The 23085-nt window shown below is 59.8% G+C and carries 22 protein-coding genes and 1 pseudogene; 20 read left to right on the forward strand and 3 right to left on the reverse strand.

The features are described 5' to 3' along the window. Positions 1-37: 37 nt before the first annotated feature. Positions 38-811, reverse strand: a complete 774-nt coding sequence (locus tag JNB89_RS27210) for an IclR family transcriptional regulator (RefSeq protein ID WP_220364260.1) — start codon at positions 809-811, stop codon at positions 38-40. 282 nt (positions 812-1093) lie between these two features. Continuing rightward, positions 1094-2038 (reverse strand): NmrA family NAD(P)-binding protein, encoded by a 945-nt coding sequence (locus tag JNB89_RS27215; protein WP_220364261.1) that lies wholly within the window; start codon positions 2036-2038, stop codon positions 1094-1096. A 352-nt stretch (positions 2039-2390) separates the two neighbouring features. On the opposite strand from JNB89_RS27215, the gene JNB89_RS27220 reads away from it, so the two are divergent. From JNB89_RS27220 to JNB89_RS31325, 12 genes are all read left to right on the forward strand, one after another. Then, positions 2391-3407, forward strand: a complete 1017-nt coding sequence (locus JNB89_RS27220; protein ID WP_220364262.1) for a 2Fe-2S iron-sulfur cluster binding domain-containing protein — start codon at positions 2391-2393, stop codon at positions 3405-3407. Between the two features lie 25 nt (positions 3408-3432). Beyond that, positions 3433-4839, forward strand: a complete 1407-nt coding sequence (locus JNB89_RS27225) for an aromatic ring-hydroxylating oxygenase subunit alpha (protein ID WP_220364263.1) — start codon at positions 3433-3435, stop codon at positions 4837-4839. Next, positions 4836-5393: a 3-phenylpropionate/cinnamic acid dioxygenase subunit beta gene (locus JNB89_RS27230; protein ID WP_220364264.1), complete on the forward strand. Its 558-nt coding sequence runs from the start codon at positions 4836-4838 to the stop codon at positions 5391-5393. Before JNB89_RS27225 ends, JNB89_RS27230 begins: the two co-directional genes overlap by 4 nt. Positions 5394-5463: 70 nt before the next feature. Then, a complete protein-coding gene (locus tag JNB89_RS27235) occupies positions 5464-6120 on the forward strand; it encodes a fumarylacetoacetate hydrolase family protein (protein ID WP_346656233.1) in 657 nt (218 codons plus the stop codon). Beyond that, entirely contained in the window at positions 6117-6884 is a 768-nt protein-coding gene (locus tag JNB89_RS27240) for a fumarylacetoacetate hydrolase family protein (RefSeq protein WP_220364266.1), read from the forward strand. The genes JNB89_RS27235 and JNB89_RS27240 overlap by 4 nt, the downstream gene beginning before the upstream one ends. 23 nt (positions 6885-6907) lie before the next feature. Beyond that, a complete protein-coding gene (hpaE, locus tag JNB89_RS27245) occupies positions 6908-8377 on the forward strand; it encodes a 5-carboxymethyl-2-hydroxymuconate semialdehyde dehydrogenase (protein WP_220364280.1) in 1470 nt (489 codons plus the stop codon). Between the two features lie 2 nt (positions 8378-8379). Next, positions 8380-9243 carry a 3,4-dihydroxyphenylacetate 2,3-dioxygenase gene (gene hpaD, locus JNB89_RS27250; RefSeq protein ID WP_220364267.1) on the forward strand — a complete coding sequence of 288 codons (864 nt, stop codon included), beginning with the start codon at positions 8380-8382 and terminating at the stop codon, positions 9241-9243. A gap of 1 nt (position 9244) precedes the next feature. Further along, positions 9245-9682: a 5-carboxymethyl-2-hydroxymuconate Delta-isomerase gene (locus JNB89_RS27255; protein WP_220364268.1), complete on the forward strand. Its 438-nt coding sequence runs from the start codon at positions 9245-9247 to the stop codon at positions 9680-9682. Beyond that, entirely contained in the window at positions 9682-10497 is an 816-nt protein-coding gene (gene hpaH / locus JNB89_RS27260; protein WP_220364269.1) for a 2-oxo-hept-4-ene-1,7-dioate hydratase, read from the forward strand. Before JNB89_RS27255 ends, hpaH begins: the two co-directional genes overlap by 1 nt. A 9-nt stretch (positions 10498-10506) precedes the next feature. After that, positions 10507-11313 carry a 4-hydroxy-2-oxoheptanedioate aldolase gene (gene hpaI, locus JNB89_RS27265; RefSeq protein WP_220364270.1) on the forward strand — a complete coding sequence of 269 codons (807 nt, stop codon included), beginning with the start codon at positions 10507-10509 and terminating at the stop codon, positions 11311-11313. 23 nt (positions 11314-11336) lie between these two features. Further along, positions 11337-12788: an NAD-dependent succinate-semialdehyde dehydrogenase gene (locus tag JNB89_RS27270; protein ID WP_220364271.1), complete on the forward strand. Its 1452-nt coding sequence runs from the start codon at positions 11337-11339 to the stop codon at positions 12786-12788. A gap of 292 nt (positions 12789-13080) precedes the next feature. Continuing rightward, positions 13081-14682 (forward strand): methyl-accepting chemotaxis protein, encoded by a 1602-nt coding sequence (locus JNB89_RS31325; RefSeq protein WP_276572780.1) that lies wholly within the window; start codon positions 13081-13083, stop codon positions 14680-14682. A gap of 76 nt (positions 14683-14758) precedes the next feature. Here the strand turns inward: JNB89_RS31325 and JNB89_RS27280 are convergent, their stop codons facing one another. Further along, complete coding sequence (locus tag JNB89_RS27280) at positions 14759-15643, reverse strand: LysR family transcriptional regulator (protein WP_220364272.1); 885 nt, start codon at positions 15641-15643, stop codon at positions 14759-14761. Between the two features lie 210 nt (positions 15644-15853). Here JNB89_RS27280 and JNB89_RS27285 point away from each other — a divergent pair, with 210 nt between their 5' ends. The 8 genes and pseudogenes from JNB89_RS27285 to istA all read left to right on the forward strand — a co-directional run. Beyond that, positions 15854-16420 carry a flavodoxin family protein gene (locus JNB89_RS27285; protein WP_220364282.1) on the forward strand — a complete coding sequence of 189 codons (567 nt, stop codon included), beginning with the start codon at positions 15854-15856 and terminating at the stop codon, positions 16418-16420. A 35-nt stretch (positions 16421-16455) separates the two neighbouring features. Further along, on the forward strand, positions 16456-16755 hold the full coding sequence (locus JNB89_RS27290; RefSeq protein WP_220364273.1) for a superoxide dismutase: 300 nt from the start codon (positions 16456-16458) through the stop codon (positions 16753-16755). 106 nt (positions 16756-16861) lie between these two features. Further along, positions 16862-17911: an NAD(P)-dependent alcohol dehydrogenase gene (locus JNB89_RS27295; RefSeq protein ID WP_222859077.1), complete on the forward strand. Its 1050-nt coding sequence runs from the start codon at positions 16862-16864 to the stop codon at positions 17909-17911. Positions 17912-17923: 12 nt separating this feature from the next. Beyond that, positions 17924-18613: a type 1 glutamine amidotransferase domain-containing protein gene (locus tag JNB89_RS27300; RefSeq protein WP_220364274.1), complete on the forward strand. Its 690-nt coding sequence runs from the start codon at positions 17924-17926 to the stop codon at positions 18611-18613. 61 nt (positions 18614-18674) lie between these two features. Then, entirely contained in the window at positions 18675-19706 is a 1032-nt protein-coding gene (locus JNB89_RS27305) for an amidohydrolase family protein (RefSeq protein WP_220364275.1), read from the forward strand. A gap of 82 nt (positions 19707-19788) precedes the next feature. Then, a complete protein-coding gene (locus tag JNB89_RS27310) occupies positions 19789-20172 on the forward strand; it encodes a DUF2255 family protein (RefSeq protein WP_220364276.1) in 384 nt (127 codons plus the stop codon). Next, positions 20169-21152 carry an aldo/keto reductase gene (locus tag JNB89_RS27315; protein WP_220364277.1) on the forward strand — a complete coding sequence of 328 codons (984 nt, stop codon included), beginning with the start codon at positions 20169-20171 and terminating at the stop codon, positions 21150-21152. The genes JNB89_RS27310 and JNB89_RS27315 overlap by 4 nt, the downstream gene beginning before the upstream one ends. 373 nt (positions 21153-21525) lie before the next feature. Then, positions 21526-22959 (forward strand): annotated as a pseudogene (gene istA, locus JNB89_RS27320) (IS21 family transposase); the annotation flags it as partial. Positions 22960-23085 lie beyond the last annotated feature (126 nt).

Genomic DNA, 23085 nt, shown 5'->3' on the forward strand with positions numbered 1-23085 from the left:
AATAAGTGATCCGAGGAATGATAAAGCCCTCTTGGGGTCAGCGTTGCTCTTCAAAAAACTGATACCCCATCGTCCGTGAAAGATGAGCGGACTCCGATAGCAGCAGACTCGTGAAGCGCTCGAGGCGCTTTGCATCGAATCGGACGCTCGGCCCGTAGAGAGCTAAGGAGCCGGCGACGGTGCCGGACGCATCAAAGAAGGGTACGGCGACGCTGGTGGCGCCGTGGATTTGCTCATCCCGACTGATGGCGTATCCAAGCGCCTTGGCCTTGTCGAGTTCCTTGACGAATGCGGCGATGTCTACGCCTGTATGCTGCGTCATTTGCCTCAGTTGACGGGGTTCCAGGGAAGAGTGAGCCAGGATGACCTTGCCGCTTGCGCCGAGGGAGATCCGATCCTGAAATCCGACGCCTCTGCGGAAACTGAGCGGTTGGGTACTCGGTACCTCCGCAATGCAGAGCCGATAGTCATCTTGCCTGACATATAGTCCGACGGTCTCGTCGGTCACTTCCCGCAATCTGCGCATCATCGGCATTGCCGCTGCTGCCGGATCTTTGCTCGATGACCAGACATGAGCCAGCCGCGCCACGGACGATCCTAGCCGGAACTTCTGGGGATCTCCCGAGGACACCAGGAATCCGTTCACCTCCAGCGTATGGAGCAATCGATAGAGCGTGGGGCGGCTTAAGTCGACGCGTTTGAGCAATTCGGCAGGTGACAGTTCGAAGTCGGCTGGGGTGAATGCTAGGAGTATTTCGAGCGCTCGTCCGACCGCTCGGACGCTATCATTGCCTTTTTCCGTATCTGCCATTGAGTTCCTTTCCCGCCTCCATAGACGCTCCCGGCGTGTGCCAGGTCCGGGTGTCCGCTGGGCGGATTCTACAGACCAAAATGACGAGGCGCATCGCTTGATGGCCGTTGCGGTGCGAACAGCCTGACGCGAAACGAACCCGCGACGTTGTCGCGTCAGCAAACAACACTGCGAAGTAGGGCACCAATAGAACGGGTAAACATCAGTTGGAATACATGAATTGCCGGTTCTCTGGTCCCTTGTTTGCGGAAGTGCTGTTGGAAAGCTCTTGTCGAGACACTGTCACATTAACCGTGGCGGGTCGAACGCAGCCGTGTTGGCCTTGATCCATGACCGCAGCGTTGTAGGAGGGCGCTGAAGCAACATGCCGAGAGAGTTCGATGTGCATACTGCCAATTCGTGCAGTTGTTCAAACCGGTAGAACTGCAGATAGTAGTCCGCTCCTTTCGCGCCGAAGATTTGATTGTAACGGGGGCCTACTATATTTAGCCAGCGTTCAACGCTGTCGTCGTAAGCGATTGGAGAATGCAGCACATCGCTTAGCATTTCGGCAACCTGTCTGAACGTGAGGATGTCCTGTCCGCTCTCCACATTGAAGTGCTGGCCGACATAGCGGCGATCCCCGCTGAGAATGATGCGCGCGGCGGCCTCGCCCACGTCCTCCGGGTCAACCCAAGCCACACGGCGCTCATAGGGCATCAGCAGGGTCGCATATTGGCGGATAGGGCCGCTCCAGCGCACCAGATCGTCCATCAGATACGCGCTCATGTTGAGATACGTGACGGGCAGGCCGCTGGCGTCGAGGATCGAGCGTGCTAAAAAGTGCTGGGTGGCGGTGCCGCCGCCAAAGTTTCGAAGCTCAGGGGTGAGATTGTCCAGTGTGACATTCGGCAAATTGCCGAGGATCCGTACGATGAGTCGCAATTGCTTCGATTGACGAGCGCAGTTGACCAGATTGGTCATTGCCCGATCCTCGTCAAGAAAATCCGGTGTTACGACGAAGACCTCCGTGACACCAGAGAATGCGGCGGCTAGCGATTCAGGATCAAGATAGTCAGCCGTAACTAACTCCGCGTTTGGGAACAGCCTCGCGAGCGCCCCCTTGCTGACCTCGCTGCGCGTCGCGAGCCGAAGCAACGTCTGAGGCGACCGATAGTTGATCCAACGTGCAACGGGCAAGCTAAGGTGCCCGCTCGCACCGAATATGAGAACGCGATTGGCTGTCATGGGGTTCCTTTATGGACTCTGAGCAATCTGGACTTTTGACCGGATCAGGCAACTTGGCACGGCGCAACCCAAGGTCCAACGTTTTGCGAGCGATTCATCACTGCCAGATCGGCGGCCCGCAGTGAACCTCGTAAATTGAAGGGTGTCTGGCTGCTGATGACATCGCACATGTGGATTGGTACTCAGATGATTCTATGTTTGAGGCGTTAAAGATCGTGATGAACGATCGAAGTGTCCGAGGTGCGGACAATGACGGGTCCGGTCGCTGATGAATGGACGGGGTTGATTATTATTCGAAACGTCGGTCCGTAGAGCGGACAATGCCTTTGCCCTTCACGTTGCTGGCCTCAATATGTCGAACACAATCCCCGTCAAGCTCGTCTTCTCAGACGGCCAAACCAATACGCTTCAACTCGAAGAAGGGACGAGCATCTTGACTGGCGCCCGTGATCGCGGGCTTTCTCTGCTAGTGGACTGTGAGCAAGGTAACTGCGGGACCTGCCAAGCGCAGGTATCTCACGGCATGCTCGAGATGGAGGAGTTTAGTCCTTATGTGCTTTCAGAAGCCGAGTGCGCTAACGGAGTCGTGTTGGTGTGCAGGGCAAAGGCGACGCAACCCGCTACCATTGAACTTCCCTATTGCGCGGACGATGCGCTCGCCGCTTCCGATGCGGGCTGCGCGGCAGTCGTCGAAAGGATCGAGCCTGTAGCGGAGGACACGATCGCATTGACGCTGGTAACAGAAGGTGCTGTTTCTTTTCTGCCGGGCCAGTACGTCAACATCACGGTCCCTGATGGTTCCTTCGAGCGGTCCTTTTCGATGGCAAACCCGCCGGGCTCCCAGCGGCTTGAGTTTTACGTCGCATTGCGTCCTGATGGACGCTTTTCCCACTGGTTGACTTCCGAGGCTCGCGCAGGAGAGAGCGTCAGTCTCAGTGCACCACGCGGCACCTTCTATCTGCGGGGCGATGCTCGCCCGAAGGTCATGGTTGCAGGGGGGACGGGGCTGGCGCCCTTTCTGTCGATGCTCGCGCAACTTGCCCAAGAAGAGCGCCCGGAGATCCGCTCAGCAGCGCTCACGTTGTTCGTCGGGGCGCGTCATGAGCGCCAGCTGTTCGAAATCGAACGGATAGAACAATTCAAGGATCGGCTGCCCGGTCTTCAAATCCACGTGTCGTGCGACGAGATCAGCCCGGGTTCGTCTCACCGAAGGGGGCGTGTGACGCAACTCCTGGAGGCCCTGTCGATTGACCAGTCCTCCTCGATTTATGTCTGCGGACCGCCGCCCATGGTAGACGCCGTTAGAGCCATTCTGAAGGACAAGCAAATTCCCGCCCGGCAACTCTATGCCGAGAAATTCATAGGCTAGCAGTGACTTACGAGGAAACAGACACATGAAGCAAGAAGCACCTTTTATCCAATGCATCGATGCCGACTCAATCGGCCGCGGTCGATTCACACAATGTGTCGATCGCGATGCTGGACTCATCAAGCGCGAAATCTTTTCCGATGACGGGGTCTTCAAGGCTGAGCTCGAACGGATCTACACAAGGGCTTGGCTTTTCGTAGGCCACGAAAGCCAAGTCAAGAATCCAGGAGACTTTTTCACGTCGCGCATGGGAAACGAGTCAGTGATCCTCTGTCGCGATCAAAAGGGCAAGCTTCACGTTTTTCTGAACACCTGCCGACATCGCGGCATGAAGGTGTGCCAGTACGATGAGGGCAATACTAAGCAATTTACTTGTCCTTACCACGCTTGGAGCTATACCACCGAAGGCAAGCTGTTTGGTGTTCCCATGTATGGGACACTTTACGAAGAACACCTTGACAAGGAAACCTGGTCCTTGATCGAAGTGGCTCAACTCGAGAACTACAAGGGAACGATTTGGGCAACCTGGGACAAAGACGCGCCTTCGTTGCTTGACTACCTTGGGGACGCAAAGGAACACCTGGATCTGGCGGTCGACGGCCTGAATGGCGTGCCGGGCGACACCGAGGTGTTCGTCGGAGTTCAGAAGTGGATCATTCCCGCGAACTGGAAGATCGGTGCTGAGAACTTCCTCGGCGACACCTACCACAATCCCAGCCATCGCTCCGTCGATGACATTGGCATTGGGCCTAGTGCCCAGGCCGGCAAAAAGGGCCGTCGGGACGACGAGCTCTCCGGTGCCCAGCATGTGTGGGTCAATTTCCCGGCAGGCCACGGCGCTCATAGCGCTATCCAACCGGAGATGCTTCCTTACGCGGAGGCGTATCAAGATAATCCGCAGGTCGAGCAGTACTTCCGACGTTGCTATGAGGAACGCCAGCGGCGCATGGGTGAAAAGTCCCGGCTTCTTCCTTTCGTCTGCACGATTTTCCCGAACACAAGCTTCAATGGTCGCCAACCAAGGTCGATCACGGTTTTTCATCCGCATGGTCCGATGCATACAGAGATGTGGCGTTGGTATCTCATTGATAAAGATGCTCCCCCGGAAGTTCGAGACTTACTGCGTCATTTTTTTATGCGCTACCAAGGCCCTGCCGGCATGACGGAACAGGACGACATTGAGAACTGGCAAATGGCTACGGAAGCAAGTGCCGGCCCCATTGCGCGTCGCTATCCCTACAACTACCAGCAATCCCTGGGGCGTGCGGGAGCGCATGAGACGCTGCCGGGGAACGTATCGACACAGATCTCCGAAGAGAATCCGCGGACCTTCTACACACGGTGGTCGGACTACATGGAGGGAAAGCCGTGGGATCACTTGATGGGTGGTCATGATCCGGTGTTCAACAGCCTGAAGGAGGGCAATTCGTGAGCGCAGTCGAGACTTTTGTGATGGACTCCAATCAACTGCGCGAGCTGACTTGGCAGGCCGAGCGATTCCTCTACCGTGAGGCGGATCTTCTCGATAACCGGAAATACGAGGAATGGCTCGCAACGCTGAACAGCGACCTTGTCTACTTCATGCCGCTCCAGCGCAACGCACGTCACACCGAACTCGCGGAAAGGGAGACAACGAAAGAAGGCGTCGACATTGGCTGGTTTGAGGAAGGGAAGTGGACGCTGGCCAAGCGCATCGAGCAGATCCGCACCGGCGTGCATTGGGCGGAAGAGCCGGTCTCCCGGGTGGTGCATCTGGTTTCGAACGTATACGTCACCTCTGTAAATGAAGTCGACGGAGCGTTAGAGATTGCGGTTTCGAGCCGCGTTCTTGTACGTCAAAACCGTAACCAGTACGAAAACATGGTGCTTGGCGCCCGCCGCATGGACGTGCTGCGCCAGTCCCCCGAGGGCTGGACCCTTCTGCGCCGTGAGATCACGCTTACGGAGAATGTGCTCACGGTAAAGATGCTGACGACGTTTCTGTGAGCGCAGTGTCGACTTGGTGTCACGCGTCCCGATATATTTTCTAGGCTGAATGATGAGCATACCGCTCCCAGTGTCACTTGATGATCCGCCTTACCGCCTTTCCGGAACGGTCTATGGCCCGCTGCTAAACCAGCGTGAAGCATTGGAGCAGATTGGCAATGCTGCGTTTCAGCCGCCTCACAAGGCCCCTCCTAAGGCGCCAGTGCTATATATAAAGCCACGCAATACCTTGTCGCCCAGCGGCGCTTCCATCGTAATGCCAGAGCAGGTCGACTCGTTGCAGGTGGGTGCTACGCTTGGTCTAGTGATAGGCCGCACGGCTAGTCGTTTGGCGCAAACCGACGCACTTGCACATTTTGCGGGCGTGATGTTGATTGCAGACCTGAGCGTGCCGCACGACAGCTTTTATCGCCCGTCGGTTCGTTTTGTGGCGCACGACGGTTCATGCTTTGTCGGCTCCAGCGTTGCGCCGCTGTCAATTGTAGGGGATCCCAATGCAGTATCGATCGCCGTCAAGGTCGACGGGCAACTCCGTCAGGTTGCGTCGATGGGTGGGATGATCCGTCCAGCTGCCCAATTGTTGGCTGACGTTACGGAGTTCATGACGCTTTCGCCTGGCGACATTCTGATGCTGGGTGTATGCGCTGACATGCCGCGTGTGCGCCAAGGCCAACGATTTGAAACGAGTGTTGAGGGCATTGGCGAATTGCGGGGAGCGATCGTATGAAGACGGCACGCGTTGCTTACCGTGGAGCGATCCACACCGCTACGCCGCATGAGGATGGCGTGCGGCTGGCCGATGGCCGCACGGCGTCCGAGGACGCAGTGGTATGGCTGCCGCCGTTCGAGGTCGGCACGATCATCGCACTTGGGCTGAACTATGCCGACCACGTCAAGGAACTCTCTAGGGAACTGATGGTAACAGCCAAGGACGAGCCACTTGTCTTCCTCAAGGGCCCCGGTACCCTGGTTGGCCACAACGCGCAGACACGTCGCCCGAAGGACGTCACCTTCATGCACTACGAGTGCGAACTGGCGGTTGTAATCGGCAAGCCGGCGAAGAATGTGCAGGCGGCTAACGCGATGACGCACGTCGCCGGCTACACCGTGTGCAACGATTACGCGATCCGCGACTACCTGGAGAACTGGTATCGCCCGAATCTGCGGGTCAAGAACCGCGACACCTGTACTGTGCTGGGGCCGTGGTTTGTCGACGCTGCCGACGTGCCGGACCCACATGCGTTGCAACTCAGTACACGAATCAACGGCGAGGTGGCACAGCGTGGCACCACCGCAGACATGATCGCCGACATACCAACGCTGATCGAGTACCTGAGTCGCTTCATGACGCTGCTGCCGGGGGATGTCATCCTGACAGGCACGCCAGACGGCGTGACCAATATCAACGAGGGCGACGAGGTGGTCTGCGAGATCGAGGGCATCGGGAGCCTGCGCAACATCATCGTTGGCGATGCTGTGTTTGGCCGATAAGTTTGACCGATAAGGAATTCAAGGTGCGTATCCAACATCTGATTAATGGTAAGAACGTTGAAAGTACGAGCTACTTCGAGACGGTCAATCCGGCGACGCAGGAAGTGCTGGCCGAGGTTGCAGCAGGTGGCGGGGTTGAGGTGCGGGCCGCGGTGGCCGCGGCCAAGGAAGCGTTTCCTAAGTGGGCCGGTCTACCGGCGGCCGAGCGAGCCCGCTTGGTCCGCAAGCTCGGCGACTCGATTGCCGCGAACGTGCCGGAATTGTCACGGATCGAAACCAACGATTGTGGGCAGGCGATCTCGCAGACTGGCAAGCAATTGGTCCCGCGTGCAGCCGACAACTTCTACTATTTCGCCGAAATGTGCACGCGCGTGGATGGACACACCTACCCGACACCGACGCATCTGAACTACACGCTATTCCACCCCGTGGGCGTATGCGCGCTGGTCAGCCCGTGGAATGTGCCGTTCATGACGGCGACGTGGAAGGTAGCGCCGTGCCTGGCATTCGGTAACACGGCAGTGCTCAAGATGAGCGAGTTGTCGCCGTTGACGGCGGCGCGCCTCGGCGAGTTGGCGCTGGAAGCGGGCATTCCGGCAGGCGTACTGAATGTGGTGCATGGCTTTGGCCAGGACGCCGGAGAGCCTCTGGTGTCGCACCCGGACGTGCGGGCGATCTCGTTCACTGGATCGACGGCGACTGGCAACCGCATCGTCAAGGCGGCGGGATTGAAGAAGTTCAGCATGGAGCTGGGTGGCAAGAGCCCATTCGTGATCTTCGATGACGCGGACCTGGACCGAGCATTGGACGCGGCCGTATTCATGATCTTCTCGAATAACGGTGAGCGCTGTACTGCGGGCAGCCGCATCCTGGTGCAGCAGAGCATCTATGCCGACTTCGTGCAGCGCTTCGCGGAGCGTGCGAGGCGCATCACCGTTGGCGACCCACTGGACGAGAAGACGATCGTTGGCCCGATGATCAGCAAAGGGCATCTGGCCAAGGTACGCAGTTACATTGAGTTGGGCCCGAAGGAGGGAGCGACTCTGATATGCGGCGGGCTAGATCGTCCTTCGTACGCTCCGAATCTGCCGGACCGGGTCAAGGCCGGCAACTTCGTATGGCCGACGGTATTTGCCGATGTTGACAACCGTATGCGCATCGCCCAGGAAGAGATCTTCGGGCCGGTGGCCTGCCTGATTCCGTTCCGCGATGAGGCTCACGCGATAGCGTTGGCCAACGATATCGAATATGGCCTGTCGAGCTACGTATGGACGGAAAACATCGGCCGGGCACACCGCGTGGCCGCAGCAATTGAAGCCGGCATGTGCTTCGTCAACAGTCAGAACGTACGCGACCTGCGACAGCCATTTGGCGGCACAAAGTCCTCGGGCACCGGCCGTGAAGGCGGCACGTGGAGCTACGAAGTGTTCTGTGAACCGAAGAACGTGGCGGTGTCTATGGGCAGCCACCACATCCCGAACTGGGGAGTTTAGGCATGGGCAAGCTAGCGTTGGCCGGGAAGATCACTCACGTACCGTCGTTGTACCTGAGCGAGCTGGACGGTCCGAACAAGGGTTGCCGCCAAGCTGCGATCGATGGTCATAAAGAGATCGGCCGGCGTTGCCGGGAGTTGGGTGTCGACACGATCGTGGTATTCGACGTGCACTGGCTGGTCAACAGCGAATACCACATCAACTGCGGACAGAAGTTTTCCGGCTGCTACACGAGCAACGAACTACCGCACTTCATCAAGAATCTCCCCTACGAGTATCCAGGCAACGCTGCCCTGGGCCAGCTCATCGCCGACGTCGCCAACGACATGGGCGTGGCGACGCGGGCGCACAGCGACACCACGTTGGAGCTCGAGTACGGCACGCTCGTGCCGATGCGGTACATGAACGAAGACCAACACTTCAAGGTAGTGAGTGTGTCGGGATGGTGCATGTGGCACGAACTGGCCGCCAGCGTCAAGTTAGGTCAAGCGGTACGCAAGGCGATCGAAGAGCGCTACGACGGCACGGTGGCCATTCTGGCGAGCGGTTCGCTCAGCCACCGCTTCGCCGAGAACGGCACGGCGCCGCAGTTCATGCACAAAGTCTGGGATCCTTTCCTGGAGCAAGTAGACCGTCGTGTGGTGGAGCTATGGGAGCAGGGCGACTGGAAGACGTTCTGCCCGATGCTGCAGATGTACAACGAGAAGTGCTGGGGCGAGGGTGGTATGCATGACACAGCGATGCTATTGGGCGCGCTGGGTTGGACCGACTACGATCAGCCGGTGGAGGTGATCACGCCGTATTTTGGTAGTTCCGGCACGGGCCAGATCAACGCCGTTTTCCCTGTGACACCGTGGAACGGCTGATATGCCACATCTTGTCATTCTCTACTCCGGCAACCTTGATTGCGACGTCGACATGACCGCGGTGTGCCGAGCGCTGGCTGACGCGATGCTGACCATCCGGGACGAGGAAGACGAGCAGGTCTTCCCGACCGGCGGCGCGCGGGTGCTCGCCTATCCGGCACCTAGCTTTGCCATTGGCGATGGCGGCGCCGCCGCAGTGGCGGCGGGCGAGTCGGGCGAGTACGGCTTCGCTTACCTGAACCTTCGCATGGGACGCGGGCGCAGCGCGGTCGTGCAGCGGCGAGCGGGCGAGATTATCGCTGAGGCGGCGAGGACGCTGTTTGCCCCCTTGCTCCAGAAGCGGCGCATCGGACTGACCTTCCAGATCGACGTGGGACCCGAAGTCTACGACGCAAAGTTCGGCAATCTGCATCCCTTGTTCCAGAAAGGAAAGAACTGATGTTCAGCGAATCACTCATTCAGGAACTCGCCGCCGAGCTGCATGAATCCGAGAGGACTCGGGTGCAGGTCGAACACTTCTCCAAGCGGTACCCGGACATTACGTTGGAAGACGGCTACAGGATCAGCCGCGCTTGGGTGGCGATGCAAAAGGCAGAAGGCCGTCAAGTGATCGGCCACAAAATCGGCCTGACCTCGCGCGCGATGCAGCAAGCTAGCCAGATTACCGAGCCCGACTACGGCACGTTGCTGGATGACATGCTGTACACCTGCGCCGACGGCAAGGAATTGGAGATTCCGAGATCGCGCTTCATCGCGCCGCGGGTAGAGGTGGAGTTGGCGTTCGTGCTGAAGGAGCCGCTACGAGGCCCCGAGATTGGTCTGGAGCAGGTGCTGGCCGCGACCGACTACGTAACACCGGCGATCGAGATTATCGACTCACGCATCGAACAGTTCGACCGAGAAACCAAGGAGATGCGCAAGGTGTTCGACACCATCAGCGACAACGCAGCCAACGCGGGCATTGTGATCGGCGGCAGGCGGATCGAGCCGGCCTCAGTCGACCTGCCGTGGTGCGGGGCGGTCTTGCGTCAGAACGGCGTGGTAGAGGAGACCGGGCTTGGGGCAGGCGTCCAGGGGCATCCGGCCATCGGTGTTGCGTGGCTTGCGAACAAGTTGGCGCCGTGGGGCGAGACTTTGCAGCCCGGGCAGATTGTGTTGGCTGGCTCGTTCACGAGACCGGTGGCGGCCAAGGTCGGCGATGCCTTTGAGGCAGACTACGGCCCACTGGGTGTGCTGAAGTTCCGCTTCGTCTGAGGACCGCCCATGGAGATGCCGCGCAACACATTCAAAGCAGCACTGAAGGATGGCCGTTTGCAGATCGGATTGTGGATCGGCTTAGCTGACCCATATGCCGCCGAGCTCTTGGCTGGGGCCGGCTTCGACTGGCTGTTGATCGATGGTGAGCATGCGCCTAATGACGTGCGTCAGATTTTGTCGCAATTGCAGGCTGTGGCACCGTATCCGGTGCATCCGGTGGTGCGGACCGTGATTGGTGACGTGCCGTTGATCAAGCAGTTCCTGGACATCGGTGCGCAGACTCTCTTGGTGCCTGTGGTGGAGTCTGCCGAACAGGCGGCCCAGATGGTAGCGGCTACACGCTATCCGCCGAACGGCATCCGCGGGGTGGGCAGTGCGCTGGCTCGTTCGTCTCGCTGGAACCAGGTGGACGACTATCTACGTCAGGCGGACGCGGAGATGTGCGTCCTGGTTCAGGTGGAAACGAGTGCCGGTCTCGAGCAGTTGGATGCCATTGCTGCAGTGGATGGCGTCGATGGTGTCTTCTTCGGACCTGCCGATCTGTCTGCGTCCATGGGATTCCTCGGGCAGCCGGGGCACCCCGAAGTCCAGCGGACTATTTTGGACGGTATTCGCAGGGTGAGGGCCGCGGGCAAGGCTGCAGGGATTTTAAGCGCAGATCCGACGTTGGCACGGCGGTACATCGAGGCGGGCGCCTCGTTCGTTGCCGTCGGTGTGGACACCACGCTTCTAGTGCGGGCGGCGCGTGAGCTGGCTACGTACTTCAAAAATGGTGCCGTGCCTCCGGTGCCTATCGCTCCTTCCGTTTATTAATCAATTTCATTCATCGAAATCTCATGATCCAATTGAAGGATGCTAGCCTGCTTAGGGCCGAATGTTTGCTTGACGGTCAATGGTCTGGCGCCGATAGCGGACGTCAAATCGAGATCAACAATCCGGCGACTGGAAAGTTGATTGGGACTGTGCCTTGTATGGGCGAGGCGGAAACGCAACGGGCGATCATTGCTGCGCAGAGCGCATTGCATGAGTGGCGCGCCCGCACTGCCGAGTCGCGTGCGCAAATCTTATACGCCTGGTACAGGCTGATGATGGGTAACCAAGAAGATCTGGCGGTACTGCTTACCCTGGAGCAGGGCAAGCCGCTGGCCGAAGCCCGTGGTGAGATTAGCTATGCTGCGTCCTACATCCAGTGGTTCGCAGAAGAGGCGCGGCGTATCTACGGCACCACTATTCCGTCCCCGTGGCCCGACAAGCGTATCGTCGTCGCCAAGGAGCCGGTGGGTGTTTGCGCTGCCATCACCCCTTGGAATTTCCCGTCTGCAATGATCACTCGGAAGGTAGCTCCGGCTCTGGCGGCGGGCTGCACGATCATTGTCAAGCCAGCACAACAAACGCCACTGTCAGCGCTCGCGATGGCCGAGCTCGCGGTACGTGCCGGAGTGCCGGCCGGTGTCTTGAGCGTGTTGACCGGGAGTTCTCGAGAAATCGGCGGCGTGCTAACGGCTAGCCCTGTTGTACGCAAACTGACGTTCACGGGGTCGACGGAAGTCGGGAGAGTGTTGGCGGCCCAATGCGCACCAACTCTGAAGAAGATGTCCTTGGAGCTCGGTGGCAATGCACCCTTCATCGTGTTCGAGGATGCAGACCTGGATGCAGCCGTCGAAGGCGTAATGGTTTCAAAGTATCGGAACACTGGGCAGACATGTGTCTGTGCCAACCGGATCCTCGTTCACGCGAGCGTCCATGATGTCTTTGTCGGAAAGCTCAATGCTGCCGTCGGTGCGCTTCGCGTGGGTAACGGGATGGAGCCAGGCGTTACGCAAGGGCCGTTGATCGACGATGCCGCGTTGCGCAAGGTCCAACAACTGGTTGACGACGCTACCAGCCGTGGCGCACGTGTGGTTACCGGTGGCAAGGCCCACTCGCTCGGCGGTACTTTCTACGAGCCGACCATCATGACGGATGTGCGGTCCGAGATGCTTGTCGCCAAGGAAGAGATCTTTGGTCCTGTGGCTTCGGTATTTCGATTCCATACGGAAGACGAGGCTATTCAATTGGCGAATGACACTGAGTACGGGCTTGCCGCGTACTTTTATACCGAAAGCGCAAGACGCAGTTGGCGCGTCTCTTCGGCCCTTGAGTACGGTATGGTCGGTATCAATAGCGGCCTGATCAGCACGGCCGTCGCCCCGTTTGGTGGTGTCAAGCAATCGGGTATGGGGCGAGAGGGGGCCTACCTTGGTATCGAAGAGTACGTTGACACCAAGTATGTATGCATGGGCACGTGAAGTACGTCGCGGGGCAATCCAAACGCCTGCTTGGGGCCGGTACTTATCTTGCCGAAAGATGCTTCGTGTGCAGCAACTTCTCGCATCGTGCAGGAATTGCTGGTGACGGTGGCTCGGCGTGCCGACGCACATTTCCCATCACGGCACGCGAGATTATCTTCTAGAAGCAACCCACCCAGCTTAGCGGGCGATGAAATTTTGCAATTTGCGCCGCCATCGCGCCGGAGGCATGCGACCTCCGGCGCCTGCCCACGTGCGCCTTTTCTCCTCGAAAAAAAGAAGGAGTTTGGGAATGAAGCGTAGAGAAATGACTTTTGCTGCCAGGTTGGGGGCGGGCTTAGCGCTGTTGGTACTGTTGGGATTGCTAATTACGTTAGTGGTTCGCTACCAGTTAGGTAACATCGGCGGCGACGTAAGATATCTCGTCGACGAGCGGCTGCCCGGGTACGATGAAGCGAGCCAGGTCGCTGACGATGTCGGTGACTTGGCTCTCGCAACACTAAAGCTCGTGGTCCTAAGCAGCGATCAGGGTTTGGCCGAACAGAGGATCCGTGTGGATAATGCGAGGGCCAATATCAATGAACTTCTCGGAAAACTGACGACGCAGACCCAGTCGAATGAAGGGCGAGCTTTGCTTCAGGCGGTTATCGAAGCAAGCGGACCTTACAATGCAGCGCTGGACAAAGCTGTTGCGTTAGTTAAGCAAAACAAGAATGTAGAAGCGCGCGACCTGCTGTTTGGCGAAGTGAACGTTCTACAGACAGCGATGCGTGACAGTCTGAATCGCTTTCTTGTATTTCAGCGGGGGCAAATGAGAAAGAGTGCCGATCAGGTACAGAAAACCGTAACCACCACGGGTACGCTGACGGTGTTCTTGGGCGCACTGGCGTCCATCGCAAGTGCTCTTCTCGCATGGCTTATGTCTGGCTGGCTAAGTCGGCAGCTAGGCTGCGAACCGGCCTATGCGGCCAACGTTGCCCGTGAGATAGCTGCTGGCGACCTCACCGTGGATGTGCAACTTCGCGCGGGAGACAGTTCGAGCGTGCTAGCGGCTATGCGGCACATGCGAGACAGCCTCGCCGATGTAGTCGCGGTTGTGCGCCAAGGGTCGGAAGCCGTCGCTTCTGTCAGCGTGCAGATCGCTCGGGGCAACATGGATCTGTCAGCCCGGACCGAAAGCCAAGCCGGATCCGTGGAGGAGACGGCGGCCTCGATGGAAGAGTTGGGCTCTACTGTTCGGCAGAACGCGGACAACGCACGCCAAGCCAATCAGTTGGCGGTATTGGCTTCTGAAGTTGCGGCTAAGGGCGGGGAGGTGGTATCGCGAGCGGTGCAGATGATGGGATCAATCAATGCGTCTTCCAAGAAGATCGAGGACATCACTGGTGTGATCGAGAGCATCGCGTTTCAAACCAATATTTTGGCGCTAAACGCCGCGGTCGAGGCAGCGCGTGCCGGCGAGCAGGGGCGGGGATTCGCAGTTGTGGCTGAGGAGGTTCGTGCGTTGGCCCAACGATCAGCTGCGGCGGTTAAGGATATCAAATCACTTATTGACGATTCGGTGGAAACGGTTAGCCAAGGTAGCGAACTGGTCGGCCAGGCGGGTATCACCATGGCTGAGATAGTCGAAAGCACGAAGCGCGTGACTGACATCATGGGCGAAATCACAGCCGCCACCCGCGAACAAAGCTCGGGTATTGAGCAGGTAACTCAAGCGATTGCGCAGATCGATAAGGTGACGCAACAAAATGCCGTGCTGGTCGAGGAGGCTGCTGCTGCGGCGCGGTCGATGCAAGAACAAGCGGCAGGCCTTACGCAAGCAGTTAGCGTGTTCAAGCTGGGTAACGGTTCACGCTCGGGGATTGCTGACAATGGAGCGCACATAGCCCCCTAAGTGCTGCGAAAACGGCCGCGGCGAGTTAAGGCATCGGAGAAGCGCGTGACGCCGGCGCCCTGGAATCGCCGTGGCCTCAATCTTCCGGGTATTTCTCCAGTTCGGCGGCAAGCACGTCGATCGCAAGGCGTGATCGGAGTGGCAGATACTGGGCGGCGGGCCAGACCGCGTAGCACTCCATGGCCGCGCTCGGCCGATCGCCCCATATTTCAACGAGTTCGCCCTGCTGCATCCGCTCTCGGATCAGCCAGTAGGGCAGCCAGGCCAAACCCATGCCCTCGACCGCGGCGTCCGCGATCACTTCCAGATCGTCGAAACGCAGACGCGAGATGACTGGAACGTCAACGAGCGCACCCGTCGCGTCAGGAAGCTGCCAGACCAAGCCATGATCATTGCGCCAGTACGGCAGCAGGTCGTGGTCTGTGAGGTCAGCCAGCGTGCGCGGCTCGCCCCATGCCGCCAGATAGGCTGGCGAGGCGCACAGCACTTTTCGCTGGCTGACCAAGCGGCGCGCGTGCAGCGTCGAGCCATTGCCGAGGCGACCGTTGCGGACGGCGACGTCGAAACCTTCGGCGATCATGTCCACTTGGCGGTCGCTGAAACTCAGTTCCAGCTCGAGTTTGGGATGTTGCCGCGCATAGGACCGTAAGATGGGCGCGACGCAGTGACGGCCGAACAGAACGGGCAGCGTTACCCGCAGCTTACCGATCACTTCCCGCCGGCCGTTCTCGAGCATGGTCTCGCCCGCACGCAATTCGTCGATGGCACGCAGGCAGCGCTCGTAGTACTGCTGGCCGTCCTCGGTCAGGCTTTGGCTTCTTGTGGTTCGCTGGAAGAGCTGGACACCAAGTCGCTCTTCTAGGCGTGCGATGGCCTTGCCGACTGCAGAGCGCGTCAGCGAAAGCCGTTCACCGGCTTTCGCGAAGCCGCCGGCCTCGACAACCTCCACGAACAACTGCACGCCATCAAATCTGTCCCGCACGGCCAAACCCCGCGATTGTAGAAAAAAACGATGCACTGAGTGGAAAAATGACCGCCAATGCTTTTATAAATTCTACATTAGAGTGGCGAAGCAGCAAACACCTGCTGCGATGTTGAGCCGGGGCGCGTCAAAGACCAATGACTTGACCGAACCCTCGCTGCGCGCATGGACAACAACAAGGGCAGATCGATGTTGATTTCAATTGTGTATGACAGTGGTTACGGCCATACGGCACGGGTGGCGGAAGCCGTTGCGGAAGGAGCCAAAGAAGAAGGTGCCGACGTGAGACTCATCCCCGTTGCCGAGGGCCCGGTGGATTGGGCGCTGCTGGAGAAAAGCGATGCCATCATTTTTGGATCGCCGACCTACAACGCCATGATTAGCGCCCGCTTCAAGCAGTTCTTCGAAGATTCGACCAAAGCTGCATGGACACCGCAGAAGTGGCGCAACAAGATCGCCGCCGGCTTCACCAACTCTGGTGCCCAGCACGGAGACAAGCTGAACGCGCTGGTTTCCATGGCGCTGTTTGCCGCTCAGCACGGCATGATCTGGGTGGGCCTAGACATGATGCCTGGCAACGCAAGCAGTACCGGCAGTGAGAACGACCTCAACCGCCACGGAAGTTGGCTCGGCGTGATGACGCAGTCGAACACTGACCAGAGCGCCGATCTCACACCGGGCCGCAGCGATCTGGATACCGCCTCATATCTTGGCAAGCGCGTTGCCCAGACGGCCGGCCGCTTCAATCCTGCATAGACCGTTCCGGACCCATCCACCCAGGAGTAAAACCCATGAAATTGCTTTGCCTCGACGTTCCGCTGCCGGGCGCCACGATGGAGAAATATGCGCCGCATATGGCGGACGAAGCGCGCCACGCTTGGCAGATGTACAAGGGCGGCATCATTCGGGATATCTACTTTCGCCAGGACCGTCCCGGTGTGGCGATTATCGCCGAAGCTGAATCGGTCGAAGCCGCCAAGGCCGCGCTCGACGAGTTTCCGCTCGCCCAAGCCGGTCTCATCGGCTGGGAGGTGATCCCGCTCGGCCCCTTCACCAACTGGGAAACGCTGTTCGCAAGTGGTAACGCCTGAAATCCGCTTTCGACCGTCACCGCGCAGGGCGAACGACCCCGCCGCGGATACGGCGCGGCCGCCCTCCTCGAAAGCCAGTGGCACGAGAAAAGGAGTATCCACCATCATGAACGTACTCGGCTTCGCCGCTCAATCGGCCTCCAGCCCGCTCGAACGCTTTGCTTTCGAGCGACGCGCCCCGCGAGCTGATGACGTTGTCATCGACATCCTCTATTGCGGCGTCTGCCACACCGATCTGCACTTGGCACGCAACCACGGGGGCTTCACTACGTTTCCGATCGTGCCCGGCCACGAGATCATCGGGCGCGTGCGGCAGGTCGGATCGGCTGTCTCACGCTTCAAGGCCGGCGATATGGTCGGCGTGGGCTGCATGGTCGATTCCTGCCAGCACTGCGAGCCTTGCATGAAAGGCTGGGAGCAGGACTGTGTCGAAGGCTCGACGTTTACCTACAACGGCATCGACCGTCAGGACGGCAGCGTCACCTATGGCGGCTACTCCGATGCGATTGTCGTGCGTGACAGATTTGTGCTGTCGCTGCCCGACGGGCTCGATCCGGCGGGCGCTGCGCCGCTGCTTTGTGCCGGCATCACCACTTGGTCGCCGCTGCACCGTTGGAACGTTGGCAAAGGCAGTAAGGTGGCGGTGATCGGCTTGGGCGGACTCGGACACATGGCGCTAAAGCTGGCCAGGGCGCTCGGTGCCGAGGTGACCTTGTTCACCCGTTCGGCGGGCAAGGAAGAAGACGCCTTCCGCCTGGGTGCCGATCACGTGGTGTTGTCGAATGATCCAGAGCAGATGAAGGCCGTTGCCGGTCGCTTCGACGTAGTCATTGATACGGTCCCCTACGATCACGACGTCAATCCCTATATGCCGACACTGACACTCGAAGGTGTCCTTGTGCTCGTCGGCTACATGGGGCCGCTCAGCACGCCGGTGAACGCCGGCGGCGTCGTGCGGGGCCGCAGGGCCATCTCGGGTTCCTTCATCGGCGGTGTGCCGGAAACGCAGCAGATGCTCGATTTTTGCGGAAAGCACGGCATCGCCTCGGACGTCGAGATCATCCCCATCCAGAACATCAACGAAGCCTATGAGCGCATGTTGAAGAGCGACGTGAAGTATCGCTTCGTCATCGACATGGCCTCCATCAAGTCCTGAGGAGTCCGATACATGACAAACACGATCAAACCGATCCTGTGCGTGGTGACCAGCCACCCCATCCGTGGGGACAGCGGCGAGCCCACAGGCTTTGCCATGGTCGAGTTGACCCACCCGCTGGAAGTTTTCGAGGCCGCTGGCATCCCGGTGGAGATCGCCTCCATCCGCGGTGGCCATCCGCCGATCGACTTCTTTGACCTGTCGGACCCGGTCAACGCGCATTACTGGCAGGATAAGGGCTTCCGCGACGCGTTGGCTCATTCCCTCGTGCTCGGCGATCTCGATCCCTCGCGCTACTCGGCGGTCTTCTTCGCGGGCGGCCACGGCACGATGTGGGATTTTGCAGACAGCGCGGCCCTGCAGAAGGTCATACGCGAGATCTGGGAGGCTGGCGGCATCGTTTCGGCCGTCTGCCATGGCCCTGCGGCACTGGTGAACGCGACATTGTCGGACGGCGGCTATCTCGTCGCAGGCAAGAAGGTCGCTGCCTTCACCGATGAAGAAGAGGCCGAGGTCAAATACACCAAGGTCGTGCCGTATCTGCTGGCCAGCACGCTGAAGGAGCGCGGCGCGCTGCATCAGCCAGCACCTAACTGGTCAGAGAAGGTGGTAACCGATGGCCGCCTCGTTACGGGCCAGAACCCGGCCTCAGCGCGTGGCGTGGGCAATGCGGTCGTCGCTCAGTTGAAGGCGACAACCTGACAGAGGGCCGAAGAGTGGATCGCGGATCGGACAAAGCACATCCAAACCTGTAGAGGTGTTTATGAAACTGATCTGCGTTGAGGAGCACGTGCTCGATCCGGCCATTGGCAAGGCAGCACAGGCGCGTGCATTGGCTGAAGCTCCCTATCTTCCCGACTGGGGTAGCCGCGTGACCGATGGCCGTAACGTCGCCGATCACAGCCGTCCGCACGTGGTAGCGGCCAGCGAGTCAGCACACAAGGCGCTGGACATGGGCGCTGCGCGCTTGGCGGACATGGATGCGGCAGGCATTGGCATGCAGGTGCTCTCCTATGGCGGATTCCCCCAGTTACTGCCAGCTCAAGAAGCCATCGATCTGAATCGCGCCGCCAACGACAGGCTGGCAGAGACTGCGCAGGCGCATCCCGAGCGCTTCGCCGGCTTTGCCACCCTGCCGTGGCAGGCGCCGGAAGCGGCCGCGCGGGAGTTGGAGCGGGCAGTGACGGAGCTTGGTCTGAAAGGGGCGCTCATCAACGGCCGTCCCGGCGAAACCTTCCTGGACGATCCGCGCTACACCCCGATCCTGGCGGCGCTCGATGCTTTGCACGTCCCGTTGTTCGTCCATCCCGGCTTGCCGTTGCCGGCGGTGCAAGCCCCGTACTACGGGGGATTCAATCGCGAGCTGAGTGCGCGCCTGTCGATGTTCGCCTGGGGCTGGCACAACGAGGCCGGTATCCACGTCGTGCGTCTGTTGCTGGCGGGGGTGTTCGACCGCTACCCGAACCTGCAGCTCATCAGCGGACACTGGGGCGAAATGGTGCCGTTCTACCTACAGCGCCTGGAGGATTCGATTCCGCAGGAAGCCTCCGGCCTGAGCCGCCCCATCGTGCAGATTTATCGCGAGCATGTGTACGTCACACCCAGCGGCATGCTGACGTTGCCACACTTCCAGTTCGTTCATTCATTGCTGGGAGCGAAGCGCATCCTGCATTCCATCGACTACCCCTACCAAAGCCTGGACGGTGCGCAGGCGTTCATCGATGCACTTCCCGTGAGCGATGCCGAAAAGGCACTCATTGCCCACGGCAACGCGGAACGTCTGTTGCGCCTTTGATGCGGGGCGAGAAACCGCGATGAAACGACAGGACGCGAGATAGGTCATCCGAATCGCCTCAACTAATCGAAGGAGATCAACCATGAGTTGGACACAGGAGGAACTGGCGCGGATCGACCGGGCCGACGACCTGAAGATCGCGCCATTCCGAGAGGACGGCAGCACCTATGGCACTCCGACATGGATCTGGGAGGTAGTGGTGGATGGTGAGCTGTACGTACGCGGTTACAACGGCCAGCGCTCGCGCTGGTACCAAGCTGCGATCCGCCAGAAAGGCGGGCGCATTATTGCCGCTGGCATGACTCGGGAAGTCGCGTTCGAGTCGGTCGAAGGCTCGCTCAACGACCGCATCGACGAGGCGTATAGGGCCAAGTACAGCAAGAGCCAGTACCTGACTCCGATGACCAGCGCTCGGGCTCGAGCCGCAACCATTCGCATCATTCCGAAAGACGGAGACACAACATGATCAAACGCAAACTCGGCCAGGGCATGGAAGTTTCGGGCCTGTCGATCGGCGCAATGGGCTATGGCAAGGCACGGGAATTACCCGACCGAGCAGAAATGGTTACCCTCATCCGCACCGCAGTCGAACGCGGCATGGACTTCTTCGACACCGCCGAGGTCTATGGCCCCTGGACCAATGAAGAAATGGTCGGCGAAGCGCTCGCGCCGGTCCGTGACAGGGTCAAGATCGCCACCAAGTTCGGTTGGGACATCGAACAGGAAACCGGCGAGCACCGGGGCGGGCTCAACAGCAAGCCCGCGCAGATCCGTCGTTCCATCGAAGGCAGCCTCAAGCGACTGCGCACCGACCACATCGATCTCTACTACCAGCATCGGGTCGATCCCGAGGTACCGATGGAGGACGTGGCTGGTACAGTGAAGGATCTGATCGCCGAGGGCAAGGTTGTGTGGTTCGGCATGTCCGAAGCCAGTGCCCAATCGATCCGCCGCGCGCATGCGGTGCAGCCGCTGGCGGCGCTGCAGAGCGAGTATTCGCTGTGGACGCGCGAACCGGAGGCCGAGATCATCCCGACCATCGAGGAACTCGGCATCGGGCTAGTGCCGTACAGCCCGCTGGGCAAGGGCTTCCTGACCGGCAAGATCGACGCCAACACCACTTTCGACAGTTCCGACATTCGCGCGCAAACGCCGCGCTTCGCCGAGGAAGCTCGGATGGCAAACCAGAAGCTGATCGATCTGATTCGCAAGATCGGCGAGAAACACGGTGCGACCCCGGCCCAAGTTGCGCTTGCCTGGCTACTGGCCCAAAAACCTTGGATTGTGCCGCTGTTCGGCACGCGCAAGTTGGAGCGCTTCGAGGAAAACATCGGTGCGCTAGAGGTGACGCTCGACCAAGCTGACCTCGACGAAATCCAGCACGCCAACATCGTCATCCAGGGCGCCCGCTACCCAGAGGCGATGCTGCGTCTGTCCGGGCAGTAACGTCAGCACGATCGGCAAGCTTCCCGAGAGGTGGCGGCATCACGGCGCAGGAGACTTGGCATACCGTATTGCAGCGGCCGTGGCGATCACAAATCGCTCTGGCCACCCCTGCAGGGCAAGCAAAACGGAGGATATGTCCATGTCGAAAAGTGCATCATTCAAGTCGGTCAACGATATTGAATCGGTTGCTGCGTATTCCACGCCAAAGCGAACGCGGTTTCCAGAGCAAACCGAACGCAGTTTCCACGGCAAAGCGAACGCTGATTCCACGGCAAACCGAACGCACATTCCACGCGTAAGCGAACGCTAGGAAGGACGGCGGCGACGCGGGATAACCATGGCACGCTGGACGATTTGGTCCGGGGTGCCGCGAATGCCAAGAACAAGGTTATCCATGCGTCAGATCAAAGAAGCGCTGCGCCTGCGGTTTGTCTGCGAGCGTAGCCAAAGCGAAATCGCGCGCACGATCGGCGCGTCCAAGGCGACGGTCTGGGAGTACCTGGATCGAGCCAGACGGGCGCAACTGAACTACGAACAGGCGAGCGCGATGGACGACACGGCGCTCGAGGCGCTGCTGTTCCCGCCGGCGCCGCCGTCGAACCGCGAGCGCCCGAAGCCCGACTGGCCGACGGTGCATCGCGAGTTAGGCAAGAAGGGCGTCACGCTCGATCTGTTGTGGAACGAGTACAAGGCCCAGGAGCCCGAGGGCTACGGCTACAGCTGGTTCTGCGAGCATTACGAGCGTTGGGCGGCCACGCTGCCGGTGACGCTGCGTCAGACCCACGCGCCCGGCGAGAAGCTGTTCGTCGATTACTCGGGCAACAAGCTCGGCATCGTTGATCCGCACACCGGCGAGATCCGTGAAGCCGAGCTGTTCGTCGCGACGCTCGGCGCGTCGAACTACACGTACGCGGAAGCGACTTGGACCCAGCAACTCGAGGACTGGATCGGCTCGCACGTGCGCGCCTTCACGTTCCTTGGCGGGTGCGTGGAGATTGTTGTGCCGGACAACCTGAAGTCCGGCGTGCATAAGCCCGACTTCTACGATCCGATTCTGAATCGCACTTACGGCGAGATGGCGGCGCACTACGGCGTGGCGATCATCCCTGCGCGCAGCCGGCGCCCGCGGGACAAGGCGAAGGTCGAGCAATCGGTGCTCCTCGTTCAGCGCTGGATTCTGGCGCGGCTGCGCCACCAGCGTCTGTTCAGCCTCGATGAAGCGAACCGCATGATCGCCGCACTGCTCGTCGGTTTGAACGACAAGCCGTTCAAGAAGCTGCCCGGCTGTCGCCGCAGTGCCTTCGAGGAACTCGATTGCCCGACGCTGCGGCCGCTGCCCGAGCGGCCGTATCAGTTCGCCCAGTGGAAGCTCGCGCGCGTCGCGATCGACTATCACGTCGAAGTCGTCGAGCACTTCTACTCCGTGCCATATCGCTACGCGCGCGAACAGGTTGACGTGCGCTACACCAGGACCAGCGTCGAGATCTTCCATCGCGGCCAGCGCATTGCCGCTCACGTCCGCAGCGAGCGGCGCGGCCATCACAGCACGATCGCCGCGCACATGCCCCCGAACCACCGGGCGGCCACCATCGAGTGGAATCCGCAACGCCTGCTCAAATGGGCCGCCAGTATCGGGCCACACACCGCCGCCGTCGTCGAGCACCTACTCGGTGGCCGCCAACACCCTGAGCAAGCCTACCGCGCCTGTCTGGGCGTACTGCGGCTAGGCAAGGACTACGGGGCCACACGGCTGGAGGCCGCCTGTAGCCGCGCCATCGATCTGAAAGCGTCGAACTACCGCTTCATTGTCAACGCCGATTGAATTCTGACCCGCCTTTCGACGATTCGCCGAAGTAAACCTGACCCACCTGGATCCTGTGTCACGCGGCTGCTTTCGCGCTTGCGCGCGTTCCTGTTTGCCCAGCTTTTCGCT

Source organism: Paraburkholderia phenoliruptrix (assembly GCF_019511605.1).
GTDB lineage: Bacteria > Pseudomonadota > Gammaproteobacteria > Burkholderiales > Burkholderiaceae > Paraburkholderia > Paraburkholderia phenoliruptrix_A.

Coding starts and splice junctions, on each gene's coding strand:
- JNB89_RS27210 (WP_220364260.1), bottom strand. CDS start 811: ATGGCAGATACGGAAAAAGGCAATGATAGCGTCCGAGCGGTCGGACGA.
- JNB89_RS27215 (WP_220364261.1), bottom strand. CDS start 2,038: ATGACAGCCAATCGCGTTCTCATATTCGGTGCGAGCGGGCACCTTAGC.
- JNB89_RS27220 (WP_220364262.1), top strand. CDS start 2,391: ATGTCGAACACAATCCCCGTCAAGCTCGTCTTCTCAGACGGCCAAACC.
- JNB89_RS27225 (WP_220364263.1), top strand. CDS start 3,433: ATGAAGCAAGAAGCACCTTTTATCCAATGCATCGATGCCGACTCAATC.
- JNB89_RS27240 (WP_220364266.1), top strand. CDS start 6,117: ATGAAGACGGCACGCGTTGCTTACCGTGGAGCGATCCACACCGCTACG.
- hpaD (WP_220364267.1), top strand. CDS start 8,380: ATGGGCAAGCTAGCGTTGGCCGGGAAGATCACTCACGTACCGTCGTTG.
- JNB89_RS27255 (WP_220364268.1), top strand. CDS start 9,245: ATGCCACATCTTGTCATTCTCTACTCCGGCAACCTTGATTGCGACGTC.
- hpaH (WP_220364269.1), top strand. CDS start 9,682: ATGTTCAGCGAATCACTCATTCAGGAACTCGCCGCCGAGCTGCATGAA.
- hpaI (WP_220364270.1), top strand. CDS start 10,507: ATGGAGATGCCGCGCAACACATTCAAAGCAGCACTGAAGGATGGCCGT.
- JNB89_RS27270 (WP_220364271.1), top strand. CDS start 11,337: ATGATCCAATTGAAGGATGCTAGCCTGCTTAGGGCCGAATGTTTGCTT.
- JNB89_RS31325 (WP_276572780.1), top strand. CDS start 13,081: ATGAAGCGTAGAGAAATGACTTTTGCTGCCAGGTTGGGGGCGGGCTTA.
- JNB89_RS27285 (WP_220364282.1), top strand. CDS start 15,854: ATGTTGATTTCAATTGTGTATGACAGTGGTTACGGCCATACGGCACGG.
- JNB89_RS27290 (WP_220364273.1), top strand. CDS start 16,456: ATGAAATTGCTTTGCCTCGACGTTCCGCTGCCGGGCGCCACGATGGAG.
- JNB89_RS27295 (WP_222859077.1), top strand. CDS start 16,862: ATGAACGTACTCGGCTTCGCCGCTCAATCGGCCTCCAGCCCGCTCGAA.
- JNB89_RS27300 (WP_220364274.1), top strand. CDS start 17,924: ATGACAAACACGATCAAACCGATCCTGTGCGTGGTGACCAGCCACCCC.
- JNB89_RS27305 (WP_220364275.1), top strand. CDS start 18,675: ATGAAACTGATCTGCGTTGAGGAGCACGTGCTCGATCCGGCCATTGGC.
- JNB89_RS27310 (WP_220364276.1), top strand. CDS start 19,789: ATGAGTTGGACACAGGAGGAACTGGCGCGGATCGACCGGGCCGACGAC.
- JNB89_RS27315 (WP_220364277.1), top strand. CDS start 20,169: ATGATCAAACGCAAACTCGGCCAGGGCATGGAAGTTTCGGGCCTGTCG.